The 15,190-nt window shown below is 64.6% G+C and carries 11 protein-coding genes and 1 tRNA gene; 2 read left to right on the forward strand and 10 right to left on the reverse strand.

What is annotated here, in order from left to right; translation table 11 throughout:
* Positions 1–58 precede the first annotated feature (58 nt).
* The 8 genes from G3N58_RS17285 to G3N58_RS17320 all read right to left on the reverse strand — a co-directional run bounded on the left by G3N58_RS17285 (position 59) and on the right by G3N58_RS17320 (position 12,085).
* The gene (locus tag G3N58_RS17285; RefSeq protein WP_205999717.1) at positions 59–2,227 is read right to left on the reverse strand and encodes a phospholipase C, phosphocholine-specific; all 2,169 of its coding nucleotides are present in this window, start codon (positions 2,225–2,227) and stop codon (positions 59–61) included.
* 90 nt (positions 2,228–2,317) lie between these two features.
* Positions 2,318–2,587: a hypothetical protein gene (locus G3N58_RS17290; RefSeq protein WP_240159170.1), complete on the reverse strand. Its 270-nt coding sequence runs from the start codon at positions 2,585–2,587 to the stop codon at positions 2,318–2,320.
* Positions 2,588–2,599: 12 nt separating this feature from the next.
* Positions 2,600–4,924 carry a hypothetical protein gene (locus G3N58_RS17295; protein ID WP_205999718.1) on the reverse strand — a complete coding sequence of 775 codons (2,325 nt, stop codon included), beginning with the start codon at positions 4,922–4,924 and terminating at the stop codon, positions 2,600–2,602.
* A 136-nt stretch (positions 4,925–5,060) separates the two neighbouring features.
* Positions 5,061–7,295 carry an alkaline phosphatase family protein gene (locus tag G3N58_RS17300; RefSeq protein ID WP_205999719.1) on the reverse strand — a complete coding sequence of 745 codons (2,235 nt, stop codon included), beginning with the start codon at positions 7,293–7,295 and terminating at the stop codon, positions 5,061–5,063.
* A gap of 605 nt (positions 7,296–7,900) precedes the next feature.
* A complete protein-coding gene (locus tag G3N58_RS17305) occupies positions 7,901–8,533 on the reverse strand; it encodes a riboflavin synthase (RefSeq protein WP_167281588.1) in 633 nt (210 codons plus the stop codon).
* A 15-nt stretch (positions 8,534–8,548) separates the two neighbouring features.
* The gene (gene ribD / locus G3N58_RS17310) at positions 8,549–9,700 is read right to left on the reverse strand and encodes a bifunctional diaminohydroxyphosphoribosylaminopyrimidine deaminase/5-amino-6-(5-phosphoribosylamino)uracil reductase RibD (RefSeq protein ID WP_167046495.1); all 1,152 of its coding nucleotides are present in this window, start codon (positions 9,698–9,700) and stop codon (positions 8,549–8,551) included.
* 71 nt (positions 9,701–9,771) lie between these two features.
* Entirely contained in the window at positions 9,772–11,055 is a 1,284-nt protein-coding gene (gene hemL, locus G3N58_RS17315) for a glutamate-1-semialdehyde 2,1-aminomutase (RefSeq protein WP_205988396.1), read from the reverse strand.
* A 346-nt stretch (positions 11,056–11,401) separates the two neighbouring features.
* Positions 11,402–12,085, reverse strand: coding sequence for a hypothetical protein (locus tag G3N58_RS17320; protein ID WP_241017147.1), 684 nt, complete (start codon positions 12,083–12,085; stop codon positions 11,402–11,404).
* 341 nt (positions 12,086–12,426) lie between these two features.
* Between G3N58_RS17320 and G3N58_RS17325 the strand changes: the two genes are divergently transcribed.
* Complete coding sequence (locus G3N58_RS17325) at positions 12,427–13,647, forward strand: Bcr/CflA family multidrug efflux MFS transporter (RefSeq protein WP_205999720.1); 1,221 nt, start codon at positions 12,427–12,429, stop codon at positions 13,645–13,647.
* A gap of 256 nt (positions 13,648–13,903) precedes the next feature.
* A complete protein-coding gene (locus tag G3N58_RS17330) occupies positions 13,904–14,134 on the forward strand; it encodes a hypothetical protein (protein ID WP_167046837.1) in 231 nt (76 codons plus the stop codon).
* Between the two features lie 60 nt (positions 14,135–14,194).
* On the opposite strand, the gene G3N58_RS17335 is transcribed toward G3N58_RS17330, so the two are convergent.
* Both G3N58_RS17335 and G3N58_RS17340 read right to left on the reverse strand, forming a co-directional pair.
* Entirely contained in the window at positions 14,195–14,605 is a 411-nt protein-coding gene (locus G3N58_RS17335) for a hypothetical protein (protein ID WP_167281585.1), read from the reverse strand.
* A 479-nt stretch (positions 14,606–15,084) separates the two neighbouring features.
* Positions 15,085–15,174, reverse strand: a tRNA-Ser gene (locus tag G3N58_RS17340).
* Between the last annotated feature and the right edge of the window lie 16 nt (positions 15,175–15,190).

Raw genomic sequence — 15,190 nt, forward strand, 5'->3', positions numbered from 1 at the left:
CCGGGGGCGCGATGCCGCGCTCCCGGGCTCTCTTCGTGCATGAACCGCCGACTACCGCTTACACGGCCACCCCCATGGCCGGATCGCTGACGCCGTCCTGGCCGTTTTCCAGGCGGCCCGCAAAGCGGCGCATGAAGTTAGTGTTGCCCGATCCGTTCGCGGCGGTGGGCGCCGAGACCGTGAAGTCGTACCAGTTGTATTGATCCGACAGCGTCCAGTACGGCTCGACCTGCATGCCCGGGTCGATCGTATAGGTCCAAGGGCCATCCGTCCGGTAGGCGTTGGCCGCGACAGTCACGGTGATGGCCGCCGAGCCGCTGTTCATGATCGTCAGATAGACGGCATCGTTCTGGTGGTCGTAGCACACGCGTACTTCGGGATTGGCGCCGCTCGCGATGTCGTTGACGTTGCCGGTGAATTCGCGGTTGTAGCCGTTCGGGCCGCACACCCACAGATCGTAGTTGCCGGCGTTGTTCTTCACGGCCGCCCACGCGTCCGAGATTTCCTTGCCGGCTTCCACCGTGTAGCGCTGCGGCGGGTTGTTGAGGTTCAGCTTGTCGTAGACGTGGAAGACCGCCGCCTGCGTGCCGGTATTGCTGAAGATCAGCCACACCGAGCCGCTCGCCGCATCGACGTTCGCGCTCGTATGGAGGTGGTACGGCAGGGCCTTCGACGGGCGCAGCATCTGCGGCTGGGTCGGCAAGGCCGCGCTGCCGTAGGTGATGGCCGGCACCGCGCCGGCTGCGTCCTGGCTCGCATAGAGCGCGTTGGCCGCGGCCTGGGTGGGGGCCGCGGGCAGGGTCGGCACCACCGTGACCGGATTCTGGAAGTTGAAGCAGGAGGTCATGTCGCCCATGACCGCGCGACGCCACGGCGTGATATTGGTTTCCTCGATGCCGAAGCGCTGCTCGATGAAGCGCAGCGTCGAGGTATGGTCGAACACCTGCGAATTCACGTAGCCGCCCACGCTCCACGGCGAGACCACCAGCATCGGCACGCGCACGCCGGGGCCGATCACGGCGCCGCTCGGCGAGTTCGGATCGGCCGCGGCCGACGACATCGTGAAGTACTCGTATTCCGTCGATACCGTGGACTTGCCGTAATAGCCGCCCGAGCCATTCGGAGACGGCACGCACGGCGGCGGCATGTGGTCGAAGAAGCAGTCGTTCTCGTCGTAATTGATAAGGAGAACGGTCTTGCTCCAGACCTCGGGGTTGGACGTCAGGATCTCGAGCAGCTGCTGCGAATACCATTCGCCCTGACCCGGCGACGACGAGCCCGGGTGCTCGTAATAGGCTTCGGGCGCATGGACCCAACTGACCTGCGGCAGCGTGCCGTTCGCGACGTCGTTGGCGAGCGACGCGAGAAAGCCGCCGTCTGGCATCGTATTGGCAATGCCGGGGGCGAGCGGATTGACCGCGTCCATGGCCGGCGTATACGTCGCGTTGGTGCCGTAGGCCGTGTTGAGCTGCTGGTTGCAGACGCGGAAGTTGTGGAATGCCGCATTCATGTTGGTCACCGCCGGATCGGGCGGATACCAGTACACCTTCCAGCTCACGCCGGCGGCGGCGAGGCGTTCGGCCGTGGTCGTCCACGTCAGGTCGGTGGTGGTCGGCGCGGCGAGCACGAGGGTCGACGTCTGCGTGTCGCACACCAGCTGGTTGGCGACCGCGCCGTTGGTGCCGGTCTGCAGGAACAGGCGGTTCGGGAAGGTCGGGCCGTGCACCGAGCAGTGATAGTGGTCGCAAATGGTGAACGCGTTTGCGAGCCCCCAGTAGAACGGCAGTTCGTTCTGGCTCAGGTAGCCCATCGACTGGTTCGCGCCCTTGCCTTGCGGCCATGCGTACATGGCGCCGTTGTTCCAGCACGAATGCTGGGTGGCCCAGCCGTGATCGCCGCCCGTGACCACGCCGTCGCCGAGGCTCGGGTTCAGGTAGTACGGCTGGATTCGCGTGCCCGAGACGCCGGTCTGGTTCCAGACGGAGCCGTTGACCGTTGGAATCGTCAGGCGGTCGCTGAAGCCGCGCACGCCGGGCAGCAGCCCGAAGAAGTGGTCGAACGAGCGGTTTTCCTGCATGAAGATGACGATGTGCTCGACGTCGTTGATCGTGCCGGTGGCGTTGTTCGGCGCAATCGCGAGGGCACGCTGGATGACCGGCGGCAAGGCACTCAGCGAGATGCCCGCGGCCATCGAGCGCAGAAAACTGCGGCGGTCCATTCTGGTCATGATGACTCTCTGGTTGATACGGTTGATTCGTTGGGCTGCGTGCCGGAAACGGACATTGTCAGTCCGGTCCCGGCGGATCGGCGGCCCGGTTCAGGGCGCGCAGTCGAGCTGGGTGTTGAGCCCCGGCGTCGGGATGACCGTCGTGCCGCTCGCCGCGCAAGGGCCCGACGCGGGCGCCGCGACGATTGCGGTTTGCGTCGCGGCGGTGCCGCTGGTCGACGTGTTGGCCGCGGCGGCGGGCGCGTTGCTGTCGCTTCCGCCGCTGCAGCCGGCCATCGCCAGCGCGGCGGCGCAGGCGACGGTCAGGCCGCACAGGCGCAGGCCGGCCCGGGAAAAAACGGTGAGAGAGAGGGTAGTCATGCCTGTAGCTCCTTATTGCGGCAAAACCGAGGACAGCGGTGCCTGGGACTCGAACAGATTGAGGACTTCGGACGGGCTCAGCGCGCGGTTCCACATCGAGACATCGGAGAAGGCGACGGGCGCGAGGTTGGCCGCGTTGATCGCATAACCCTTGTTCTTGAAGAACAGGCCGGTGCCGTCCTCGCCGAAGCCGAAGCCGACTTCGCTGGTGTTGCTGTTGACCCCGTTGATTGCGGAAATCGTCATGCTGGAAGAGATCGTCGCGGGGACGCCCGTGCAGGTGCTGCCGCTGACGTTCGGGTCGCAGAGGTAGAGGATGATCTGGTTGGCCGTGTCGCCGGCGTTATCGGGCTGGTAGCGATTCAGGTTGCCGACCATCGCGACATAGATCCACGTGTTGACGCTGTACGGATGGCCGGGCGAACCCGTGGTGTCCGTGCGGTTCGTGCCGTCCGCGACGTTGAGGTCGAAGCCGCAGCCGAACGAACCGAGCACGAGGCCCGCCTTCGCGCCGGAGCTCGCATAGCCGTTCTTGTTGCCGAAGACCGGCACGCCACCCGCATCGGGGCAGGCCGGCGCCTTGTACCAGAAGCCGATCGTGAACGCGCCACCGCTCGCCGCGGTCGTCGAATTGGTGGTCGACGCGGACTGGATCGCTTCGTTCACCACGTCGAGCGAGGGGCTGTTCGGCGCGAGCAGGTAGCCGTCGTAGCCGTTCGCGTCGAGATTGACCGGCGTGACCTCGAGCGCGTTGCCGCCGAACGGGCCGGGGTAGGCCGTGCCGGCACTGTTCACGCCGGCGGCGATCAGATCGGCCTGGAACGGCGCCAGCGTGCTGTTATTGAAGTGGTCCGTTTCGGGCGTCGTATTCAGATTCGTCGAGCCCATCGGATAGTATTCCTGAAGGCCCGTCGTCGAGACCGACAGCTTCGGCGTCTGCACGAAGGACACCGGCTGCGAGAGCACGGCGCGCGGCGCGCTGCCGGCGCTCACCGCATAGTTGAGCTGGTAGGCGCCCGTGGCGATCAGGTACTGCGACAGGCCCGTGTCCGTGTAGGTGGTCGCGCCGGCGGGCAGCGAGGCGATCTGCTGTCCGTTGCGATAGACCGCGAGCGCGCTGCCCGACGGCGCCGTCCAGTTGAGCGTCACGTTGGCCGATGTCGTGTCGTTCTGGTTGATCGTCGTCGCGAGTTGCGTCACGGGCTGCGCACCCGTCAGTTGCGCGCCGTCCATCGTGTAGTTCGCCGCCGACGGCAATGCGCCGAGGAAGGACAGCAGCGTCGGCGTGACGTCGGCGATGCTGGCGTACGCATACAGCCCCGCCTCGGACGCGGGCACGGCGGCGTTGAGGTTGGCGGTCCCCGTATTGGCGCTCTGGTTCATGCCGATGAAGGTGGTCGATTCCGGTTCGAGCGCGAGACCGTCCGCGCTGCCGCTCGCATTGAGACCATGCCCGGACGTCACGACGATCAGCCACTGGCTGCCCGAGGCGGCGGCCGTGGCGTTGACCAGTTGGCCGACGTCGGCGTCGAGTTGCGCGAGCGTGTTCTGATACTGCGCCGAACTCGCGGTGAAATCGTTCGCCGCGGTTTCGGCGTCGCCGTACTGCGCCACGACCGTCGAGTAGGCCGGCTTGCCGATCAGCGAGAGGGCGCCGCTCGTCACGCAATCGGCCGCGGTCGTGCTGGGCGAGCAGTCCGTGAGCGTGTCGAGATGGCCGCTGGTCTGGATCGGCGCGAGCATCTGCGCGAGGCTGCTGCCGGCGACCACCGCGCCGTTCAGTCCGCTGCCGGCCGCCTTGGTCATGTCGAACAGCGTGCCGGCCTGAACGGCCTGATTGGGCGCATTCGAATAGACCTGGTGACGGTTGGCCCAAGCGCCGGTCAGGAGCGTGGCCCAGGACGGTCCGTCGAGATTCGGCTGCTGGCTGGCCGCGCCCGCGACACCGCCGCTATAGGCGAGCTGGATGCCGAAGTGTGCGAGGTTCGGCAGCGTGTTGTTGGCGATGCCGGCCTGCACGGCGGCGTAGGTCGCGCCGTCGAGGTCGATCAGCAGCACGCGGTTGGTCGGCGTGGTGTTGCCGGGCGTGCCCGAGGTTCCGGACGTTCCTGAAGTGCCCGACGTTCCGGAGGTGCCCGAGGTACCGCTGCTGCCCTGGGAATTGCCGCCACCGCCGCTGTTGCCGCCGCATGCGGCGAGCGCACCCGCCATCATGAGCGCGCACGCGCCTCGCAGCAGGCGCCGCTGTGTGCGCGTGGCGGGCGCGAAGGGCAGGGAAGCCGACGGGCTTCCCCCGGCCAGGAGCTTGCTGAGTGACGCGATTGCGCTGGATTTCATGATGACTGTCGGATTCGATGAAGGGGTTCGGCGCGTGGTGATCGGGGACGTCCGGCCGCGCGGCGAGAGCGGCAAGCAGGTGTTTCCATGCTTGCCCTTCGTGTGCCGCACGGACCGGTCGTCCGCGCGTTGTTGTTTACTTCGACAGCAGGGTGGAGAGCGGAACCTTCGATTGATAGAGGTTTTGCACTTCGCTCTGGCTCAGCGCGCGTGTCCACATCGAGACGTCGGAGAAGGCGATCGGCACGTAGTCGGCCGCGTTGATCGCATAGCCCTTGTTTTTCGCGAACAGGCCGGTGCCGTCCTCGCCCATGCCGAAGCCGATCTCGCTGGTGTTGCTGTTCACGCCGTTCAGACCGTTCAGCAAGCCGGCCGTGAACACCGCGGCCGGCACGGTGGTCGAGATCTTCGTGCAGTTCGTCGAGCTGACGGCCGGGTCGCAGAGATAGAGGATCTGGGCCGAACCCGCATCGCCGGCGTTGTCGAGTTCGTACTGGTTCAGGTTCATGACCATCGCGACATAGAGCCAGTTGCCGGCCGAGTACGAGGTGCCGGGCGAGGTCTTGGTATCCGACCGGTAGGTGGAGCTGTTTTGCGCACTCGACACGAAATCGAAGCCGCAGCCGAACGAACCGAGAAGAATGCCGGGTTCGGCGCCCGAGGTCGCATAGCCGTTCTTGTTGCCGAAGATCGGCACGCCACCCGAATCCGGGCAGACCGGCGCCTTGTACCAGAAGCCGATCGTGAACGCGCCGCCGGTGGCCGTGCTCGTCGGCGCATTGGTGAGCGCGGCGGACTGGATGGCCTGGTTCACCACGTCGAGCGAGGGACTGTTCGGCGCGAGCAGATAGCCGTCGTAACTGGCGGCGTCGACATTGGCCGGCGTCACTTCCAGTGCATTGCCGCCGAACGGGTCGGGATAGGCGGTGCCGGCATTGTTCACGCCGTTGGCGATCAGGTCTGGCTTGAACGGCGCCAGCGTGCTGTTGTTGAAGTAGTCCGTTTCGGGCGTCGTGTTCAGATTCGTCGAGCCCATCGGATAGTACTCCTGCAGGCCCGTGGTCGAGACCGTCAGCGGTACGGGAACGACATACGAGATCGATGTCGTGAGGAGCGATGTCGGTGCGGTGGCGGCAACCACGGTGTAGTTAAGCTGATAGGCGCCCGTTGCGACCAGATACGATCCCAGACCGTGGTCCGTATACGTGGCCGTGCCTGCGGGCAGCGAGGCGATCTGCGTGCCGTTGCGGTAGATCGTGATGGCTTCGCCCGACGGCGCGATCCAATTGAGCGTCACGTTGACTGCCGACGTGTTGTTCGAATTGATCGTCGCGGTGAGGTCGGTGACGGGACTCGCGCCGAGCAGTTGCGCGCCATCGAGCAGATAGTTCGCGGCGCTCGGTGCGTGCCCGAGAAAGGACAGGATCGTGGGCGTGACATCGGCGATGCTCGCATACGAGTACAAGCCATTGAGCGTGGGCGGCACGGTGGCGCCGACACTGGCACCGGCTGCATTCGCGGGCTGGTTCATGCCGATGAACGCGGTCGATTCGGGTTCGAGCGGCAGGCCGTCGTCGCTGCCGTTCGCGCTCAGGCCGTGCCCGGAAGTCACGATAACGAGCCATTGGCTACCGGCATTCTGCTGCGTGGCGGCCACCAGTTGACCGACGTTCGCATCGAGCGATTGCAGGGCGCTCAGATATTGCGTGGAATTCGGCCCGTAGTTTTCCGAAGCGTCTTCTGCGTCGTGATATTGCGCGACGACGGTTGCATAGCTCGCGTTGCCGATCAGCGCCAGCGCGCCGTCCGTCACGCAATGCGCGACGGATGAGTTTTGCGAGCAGTCCGTCAAGGTATCGAGATTGCCGTCGCTGTGGATCGGCGAGAGCATTTGAGCCAGTCCGCTCGATGCCACGGCTGCGCCGTTCAGGCCGTTGCCGTTGGCCTTGATCGTGTCGAAGATCGTGCTGCCGGCAATCAGCGAATTCGGCGCATCGCTATAGACCTGATGCTTTTCGGCCCAGTTGCCGGTGAGCAGCGTGGCCCATGACGGCGTATCCAGATTCGGCGTCTGGTTGTTGGTGGCGGCCATGCCGCCGCTATAGGCCAGTCCGATATTGAGTTTCGACAGATTGGGCAGCGTGCCGTTGGCGATCCCGGCTTGCACCGCGTTATACGTCGCGCCATCGAGGCCGATCACGAGGACACGGTTGGCCTGGGTCGACGCGCTGGGAGTGGAAGCGGTTGCGCTTTGTCCATTGCCGGGCGTCGTGCTGTTCGACGCGCTTGGCGTGTTGTTGTTGCCCGATCCGCTGCAGGCGGCAAGCACGCTTGCGAGCACGAATGCGCAAACTGTGGCGCCGGTTCGCATGAGGTGTCGTTGCTTCCGGAGAGGGTGGTCGATTCTCATGCTTGTGCCTGTTGGGGTCGTTAAGGAGCGCAAGCATACGAATCGCGATTGACGCGAATGTGACGGTGTAGACGAGATATTTGACGGGATATTTCGTAGATTGTGTTGAGCGTTTGATTCACTCCGCGATACGCGCGATGCAGGCTTATGTCGGTATTCCTGATGTTTACGCTTTCCGCTATGCCGTTGTTTCACCAGTGGTTTTCTGAATGGGCGAAGCGGCTTCGGATCGCAAGTCCGACTATCGGACAAAGAGACAAAAAACAGGCTCCTGTTTATCTGGTTTCCTAATCAATTTACTGCGTTGCAAGTTTTGCTCGAGATCGAGCGGGGAAGATATGGGGTGCTGATGGAGAAGTTCTTCGGCGGCCTTTTCTGGCCGCAACCCGCTTGCGCCAGGGGGCGCAAGATGAGATGCGTTGAAGAGGCCATCTTCTGGCGGCGTGCCGATATACGAACCACGGGGAATGGTCGTATACCGTCAGAAATGCGGGTGTTGCTGGACCGTAGTCAGTTCGGGGGAGTTCGATGAGCCGGGAGCAGCGCGCCGGCTCACCAGAAACGAATCACTTCAACGATTCGTTATCCTGAGACGTCGAGAGCATCCGCTCCACATACCGCGCAATCAGATCCACCTCCAGATTCACCCGCACCCCTTCACCCAGATGCTTGAGCGAAGTCACCTGCACGGTATGCGGAATCAGGTTGATCGAAAACTCGCAGCCCTCGTCGCGATCTTCAACCGAGTTGACGGTGAGGCTCACCCCATTGACTGTAATCGAGCCTTTATACGCGAGGTAACGTCCAATCTCGCGCGGCGCGAGAATGCGCAGTTCATGCGATTCGCCGACCGGCGCAAAACGCGTGACCGTGCCGAGCCCATCGACGTGGCCGGAAACGATATGCCCACCGAGCCGGTCGTGCGCGCGCAGCGCTTTCTCGAGATTGACCTCGCCGGTTGCGCCGAGCCCTACCGTGCGGTTCAGGCTTTCGCGCGATACGTCCACTGCGAACGAGTGGCCGGTCATCGCGACTACCGTCATGCAGGCGCCCTGAATCGTGATGCTGTCGCCGAGCTGCACGTCCGTGAGGTCGAGGCCGCCAGCTTCGACGTTCAGACGCACGCCCGCGTCGCCGCTCGTGCCGAGCGGTTTGACTGATTCGATGCGGCCCACTGCCGCGACGATTCCTGTAAACATCGTGCTAGTCCTTGATCATTTCGAAACGGAAGGGGACGTGTGATCGGTCCCGGGTACGGTATGCGCCGCGAAGCGCGCGAGAATCCGCAGATCGTCGCCGATCCGCTCGATCGTGTGGAAGTTCAGCTTGACGCGCTTTTCGAGCAGGTCGGGCGCGGCGAGGTTGAACATGCTCATCGAGTCCACGCCGAGCAGGCTCGGCGCGAGATACACGAGCAGTTCGTCGACGCAGCCTTCGCGCAGCAGCGAGCCGTTCAGCTTGTAGCCCGCTTCGACATGCAGCTCGTTCACGCTGCGCTCGCCGAGCACGCTGAGCAGCCGAGGCAGGTCGACCTTGCCGGCCTCGTTCGGCAGCGACACGATTTCGGCACCGCGATCGCGCAGCACGCTCGCGCGTTCGGCGAGGCGCTGATCGAGATGGCCGCAGAAGATCAGCGTCGGCGCGCCGGCGAGAATCTGCGCGTCGGGCGGCACGTCGAGCTGGCTGTCGATCAGCACGCGGTGCGGCTGGCGCGGCGTATCGACCGCGCGCACCGTCATGCGCGGATTGTCCTCGCGTACGGTGCCGATGCCGGTCAGGATGGCCGAGGCGCGCGCGCGCCATGCATGGCCGTCGGCACGCGCGGCCGCGCTCGTGATCCACTGGCTCTCGCCCGACGGCAAGCCGGTGCGGCCATCGAGCGACGCCGCCACTTTCATGCGCACCCACGGACGGCCGCGCGTCATGCGCGACACGAAGCCGATGTTCAGCTCCTGCGCTTCGTTGGCGAGCAGTCCGCAGCGCACCTCGATGCCGGCGTCGCGCAGCATGGCGAGGCCGCGGCCGGAGACCTGCGGGTTCGGGTCTTCCATCGCCGCGATGACGCGGCCGATCTGCGCTTCGATCAGTGCGTTCGCGCACGGCGGCGTGCGGCCGAAGTGGCTGCACGGTTCGAGCGTCACGTAGGCGGTCGCGCCGCGCAGATCATGACCGCGCGAGCGCGCGTCCTTCAGCGCGCGCACCTCGGCATGATCCTGGCCGGCCGGCTGCGTGAAGCCTTCGCCGATCACCTCGCCATTCCTGACGAGCACGCAGCCGACGCGCGGGTTCGGGTCGGTCGTGTACATGCCGCGCTTCGCGAGTGCGAGCGCGCGTTCCATATGGACGAAATCGGTTTGCGAAAACATCGGTGTCCGTTGGCTACGGTGGCTGGGTGTTGCTGTTGTGGCGGCTGTTGCTGCTTCGGGCATTGGGCTTTTCAACCCTTCAGCGCCGCGAACGCGCCGCGCGCGGCGTCGAGCGTCGCGTCGATCACCGCGTCGTCGTGCGCGCTCGATACGAAGCCCGCTTCATACGCGGACGGCGCGAAGTACACGCCCGCGTCGAGCATCTTGTGGAAGAACGCGTTGAAGCGCGGCACGTCGCTTTGCGTGACTTCGGCGAAGCTCGCCGGGATCGACTCGCGGAAGTAGAGGCCGAACATGCCGCCGATGGCATCGGCCGCGAACGGCACGCCTGCTTCGCGCGCCGCCTGTGCGAGACCTTGCGTCAGACGCGTGGTGCGCGCGGCGAGCGTGTCGTAGAAACCGGGTGCCTGGATCAGTTGCAGCGTCTTCAGGCCGGCCGCGACCGCGATCGGATTGCCCGACAGCGTGCCCGCCTGGTAGACGCCGCCGAGCGGCGCGAGATGCGCCATGATGTCGCGCCGGCCGCCGAACGCTGCCGCCGGCATGCCGCCGCCGATCACCTTGCCGAGGCAGGTGAGGTCCGGCGTAATGCCGTAGACCTGCTGCGCGCCGCCGAGTGCGACACGGAAGCCGCACATCACTTCGTCGAAAATCAGCACCGCGCCGTGCTCGGTGCACAGGCGCCGCAGCGTCTGCAGGAATTCGGGCGTGGCGCGCACGAGGTTCATGTTGCCGGCGACCGGCTCGACGATCACCGAGGCGATCTCGTTGCCGAAGGCCTTGAACGCTTCTTCGAGCGCGGCGACGTTGTTGTATTCGAGCACGGTGGTGTGCTTCGCGATGTCGACCGGCACGCCCGCCGAGGTCGGGTTGCCGAAGGTCAGGAGACCCGAGCCGGCCTTCACGAGCAGGCTGTCCGCGTGGCCGTGATAGCAGCCCTCGAACTTGACGATGCGGCTGCGGTTCGTGAAGCCGCGCGCGAGACGCAGCGCGCTCATGGTCGCCTCGGTGCCGCTCGACACCATGCGCACCTGCTCGATCGACGGCATGAGCTTGCAGATTGCCTCGGCGATCTCGATTTCCGATTCGGTCGGCGCGCCGAACGAGAAGCCGTTCGCGAGCACGCGCTGCACCGCTTCGAGCACTTCCGGATGCACGTGGCCGAGGATCATCGGCCCCCATGAGCCGATGTAGTCGGTATAGCGCTGGCCGTCGGCGTCCCAGAAGTAGGGGCCTTGCGCGCGCTCGACGAAGCGCGGCGTGCCGCCGACCGAGCGGAAGGCGCGCACCGGCGAGTTCACGCCGCCGGGAATGGTGCGTTGCGCGCGTTCGAAGAGGGTTTCGTTTCTGGACATGACGATGGCTGGAATAGCTGGAATTGGGGTTGCGCAGCGGCGCAGAGGGCCTGCGGGTGATTCCCGCGGGCGATTCGCGCGATGCCGGGATAGGTGGGGAAATTGTACCGGAGTCGGCGTGGACGGGCTGTGCAGACGGGCTTGCCGGTTGCGCGCCGGCGGGCTTTTATCGGCCTCGGCGGGTGCGCTTCGTTCGATGCCGGGTTCGATGCCTCGTTCGAGTACCGGTTAGGCGTTTCGTTCCGTTGTGGTTCGGTGAGGCTTGGTGCTGGCCGCCGGCGCGTGAGCGAGCGAGACTGGGGTGGACTGTGCGAGGTGAGGCGGATGGTTTTCGTTCTGGCTGGGTTCAATCTTCCGCTGCGCGTTTTGTCGCGGTCTTGCGTGGCACGGCCTTGGCGCGAGGCGTTTTGACGGCCGGGGCGTGGCGGGTTCCGGCGCGGGCCGGCTGTGCCGTGCTTTCGCTCCCGCTCGTCCGCGTCGCGGCGGATTTCCCGCCAGCGGCATTCGCCGTCGCCTTTTGCGCTGCGGCTGCATGCGCCGTGACCTTCGTCGAGCGTGTCCGCCCAACCGGCGTGTCGAGCTTTGGCGGCTTGCGCTTGCCAGTCAGCTCGGCCCAGCGCTTTTCAAGCGCGCCCTCGGCGATCGGCTTGATGATCGTGCCCGAACTCTGGGCGTCCCATGTTTGCACCGAGAACGGATGCACGCGCAGCTGCTCGCGCGGAATCACCGGCGCCTCGTGCGCATCGACGAGCCAGTCGTAGACGAAGTCGATGCACAGGCGATAGCCGCGTTTGGTCGACGCGTCCGGCACTTCGTAGGGGGCGCGCGTCACGTAGCCCGAGCCGAAAATGCCCTTCGGCTCCTGAGCGACGCGATGCAGGAACACGCGATCCCCGGGCAGGATGCCGCGTGCAAAGCCGCAGCCCCATACATCGGTCACGGCGACCCCGGCGGCGACGCGTTTCGCGATGTCGGGCAGCTCGGGCCACGGCCATTTCTTGGGGCTCCAGATCAGCAGGAAAGCGGTCATCGCAGGCTCGAAACAGGATGGATGGGCGTCGGGCCGCAGCGCTTCGCGCGTGCGAGGCTCTGCGCTCGCGGCTGCGTCTCGTGATGCGGCAGAACGGTGGTGCGGCAGGACGTGCACGCGGCAGCTTAACCGATCGGCGCGGCGCTTGCGGCGCAGCGTTACCACGGCCGCCGCCGCCGTCCGGGCCGGTGCGGCGGCCATGGTGGCCGATTGCTCACGCGGCGAGGCGCGGGCGGCGGTGATCGTTCGACCGTCGCGTACAATCGGGGCCATCAGGCTGTTACGGCCCCGCTTTGCCCGTCGCGCGGCCGATGTCCGCGCGGCTCCATCCGGATTTCCCCATGTCTTACGTCGTCAAGCGCCGGCCCGATGGCCGGCTGATCCTGCTGCTCGGTGCGCTGGCCGCATGCGGGCCGCTTTCCGTCGACATGTATCTGCCGAGCCTGCCGACCATCGCGCAGGCCTTCGCGGTCAGCACCGCCGCCGCGCAGTCGACGCTCACGAGCTTCATGGCCGGCTTCTCGATCGGCATGCTGCTCTATGGTCCGCTGTCGGACACGTATGGCCGCCGGCCGGTGCTGCTCGGCGGCATCGCCATGTTCGCGCTGGCGAGCATCGCGTGCGCGCTGTCGTTCTCGATCGGCTCGCTGGTCTCGTTCCGCTTCGTGCAGGCGTTGGGCGCGGGCGCGGCCTCCGTGCTCGCGCGGGCGATCGCACGCGACGCGCACGAGCCGGCAGACGCCGCGCGCGTGCTGTCGATGATCGCGATCGTCACGTCGATCGGCCCGCTGCTCGCGCCGCTGATCGGCGGACAGTTGTTGCTGCTCGGCGGCTGGCGCATGATCTTCGTCCTGCTGACGCTGTTCGGCAGCGCGTGCGCGGTGACCGCCTACCTCAAGGTGCCGGAGACGTGGCCGCGCGAGAAGCGCGCGCAGTCGGCGCTGCTCAAGTCGTTCGGCGCGTATGGCGCGTTGCTGCGCGATCCGGTCGCGTGGGGGCATATGCTGTGCGGCGGCATGGCGTTCGCGTCGATGTTCGCGTACATCACGGCGACGCCGTTTGTGTACATCGAGTATTTCCACGTATCGGCGCAGCATTACGGCTTTCTGTTCGCGCTGAACATCGCCGGCATCATGTTCGGCAATTACATGAACACGCGGCTGGTCGGCCGGCTCGGCCCGGTGCGGATCATTTCGTTCGCGGCGACCGTGAGCTTCGTCGCGTCGCTGTTCGTCAGCATCGTCTCGCTGACCGGTTTGGGCGGCTTGTGGTCGATCGTATTCGGCCTGTTCTTCGTGGTCGGCGTGGTGGGTCTGTTGACCGCCAATTGCACGACCGATCTGATGCATCGCTATCCCGTCAACGCGGGCGCGGCGGCGGCCGTGTTCGGCGCGGTGCAGCTCGCGCTCGGCGCGTTGTCGAGTATCGCGGTCGGCTTGTGGCAGGACGGCTCGCCGCAGGGGATGGGGGTCGTGGTCGGCGTCGCCGGAATCTTGTGTTACGTCGGACGGATGCTCGTGATTCGCTGGCATCGGCCGAAGGCGCCTGTCGCGGCGGCGTGAGGGTGGCTGAGGGCACGCTGACTATTGCGTGGGCGCTTTGCGAAGCTGGTACGGGCGCCATTGCGCGGATGCACCGTGGGCGGAGCGCGGTGTCGGCGTGGTGTGCCGTATGCGTTGCCGCTCCTGTCTTGTGTCGAGGTGTCGCGTGTGACGCGATGATGTGCATCTACGGAAAACACCTGGTGTTGCGCGCGCGCCACCGTGAGTTTCGGATTGCGTTGCTATGATGAAGCCACTGTTCCTCGGAGCGGCAATCATGGCGATCAAAGACCTGATGAACGGCGAGCGGCAACACGCTGCATTCGCCGAAGCGCAAAGGCTGGCGGATAGCGGCGCTTATTATGATTACACCGACATCGAATACGTCTTGCGCTTTGATTACGGGTTGACGGATGTATCGGCTCTGCTCGAAGGGCAGTTGATGCATCGCGATCTGAATCGCCGTTGCGCCGATGCGCGCGAGAAGCTGGAGATGGCTGGCGCGTGAGGGGGCGGTGGTTAAGTGGAGTGGGGCTTCGCGCGATGTATTTGCCATTCCCTTGCCGAGTCAATCCTCGTCTTCAAGCCAGATGCAGAAATATTGTCCATCTTCACTACTTACGACAATGCCTGAGTCAAATGTTGAATCTGTCAGGCCGTTCCATGAATTCGACAGTGCCGATGTCCTGTTCGAAAAATATCTGCTATCAGTAGATTCGTTTTCGGAAATTATTCTTTCAGCTAGTTCGGCTGCCTTCCTGCTGTCCATGCATTCGTAGTCGTAGGCCTGTCCTTTCCAGAGAAGATGCGTGAGGATAGCAATTGCGTTGGCTCTATCCTGCGCTACCAGCGCAGCTCTATCCGGGGTCAAGCCGAATTTTTTCAACACCTGGGACAGGTCATTCGAATAATCCAGAATGCTGGAAATTCTGATCATCGTTGGGCCTCTCGCAGCAAGGATTTCCTTGATTGGATTCATTTGAATATTCCCCTCAATTAGATATCCAGATAGGCGGTAAGAATGAAATATGGCATTCCGTTGTATGCCTTATGCCGAAGAACAACGGTGACCTTGCATTTCCGTCGGGCTGATCGACTGGCGTGTTAGTACTGCGGCCAGTTGCGGAGCACTCAGTACAACACGAACACCATCGTCATCGTTATTGATCTGGATCACTGAGAAATTCCCATCATTTCCATTTTTATCGGGATCTCAGCCTACCAGGCGGTTCCAGTGCTTTGCTATGGGATTGGGATGAAAGTGGAGCGCCTGTAACACGCCATGATTCGAATGGCGAACGCCCGAATATGGGCAGGCCGACGTATGGAGGCATCCAGAAGGCGCGCGAATCCCGGTATCGGTCAGGGATGGGCTGGAAACGAGTTCGTGCTAGATGCTGGACAGCAAAAACAAAACCCCGCACATCTCGCGATCTACGGGGTTTCATCGATCAAAACTGGCGGAGGCGGTGAGATTCGAACTCACGGAAGGATTGCTCCTTCGCCGGTTTTCAAGACCGGTGCCTTAAACCACTCGGCCACACCTCCAAACCGCAAATTGTAA

The organism is Paraburkholderia sp. Ac-20342, assembly GCF_017104985.1.
Lineage (GTDB): Bacteria > Pseudomonadota > Gammaproteobacteria > Burkholderiales > Burkholderiaceae > Paraburkholderia.

What these genes read in the sequence shown, in the direction of transcription:
- G3N58_RS17295 (WP_205999718.1), bottom strand. Translation starts at nt 4,924, where the DNA reads ATGAAATCCAGCGCAATCGCGTCACTCAGCAAGCTCCTGGCCGGGGGA.
- G3N58_RS17335 (WP_167281585.1), bottom strand. Translation starts at nt 14,605, where the DNA reads ATGAATCCAATCAAGGAAATCCTTGCTGCGAGAGGCCCAACGATGATC.
- G3N58_RS17290 (WP_240159170.1), bottom strand. Translation starts at nt 2,587, where the DNA reads ATGACTACCCTCTCTCTCACCGTTTTTTCCCGGGCCGGCCTGCGCCTG.
- ribD (WP_167046495.1), bottom strand. Translation starts at nt 9,700, where the DNA reads ATGTTTTCGCAAACCGATTTCGTCCATATGGAACGCGCGCTCGCACTC.
- G3N58_RS17325 (WP_205999720.1), top strand. Translation starts at nt 12,427, where the DNA reads ATGTCTTACGTCGTCAAGCGCCGGCCCGATGGCCGGCTGATCCTGCTG.
- G3N58_RS17305 (WP_167281588.1), bottom strand. Translation starts at nt 8,533, where the DNA reads ATGTTTACAGGAATCGTCGCGGCAGTGGGCCGCATCGAATCAGTCAAA.
- hemL (WP_205988396.1), bottom strand. Translation starts at nt 11,055, where the DNA reads ATGTCCAGAAACGAAACCCTCTTCGAACGCGCGCAACGCACCATTCCC.
- G3N58_RS17330 (WP_167046837.1), top strand. Translation starts at nt 13,904, where the DNA reads ATGGCGATCAAAGACCTGATGAACGGCGAGCGGCAACACGCTGCATTC.
- G3N58_RS17285 (WP_205999717.1), bottom strand. Translation starts at nt 2,227, where the DNA reads ATGACCAGAATGGACCGCCGCAGTTTTCTGCGCTCGATGGCCGCGGGC.
- G3N58_RS17320 (WP_241017147.1), bottom strand. Translation starts at nt 12,085, where the DNA reads ATGACCGCTTTCCTGCTGATCTGGAGCCCCAAGAAATGGCCGTGGCCC.
- G3N58_RS17300 (WP_205999719.1), bottom strand. Translation starts at nt 7,295, where the DNA reads ATGCGAACCGGCGCCACAGTTTGCGCATTCGTGCTCGCAAGCGTGCTT.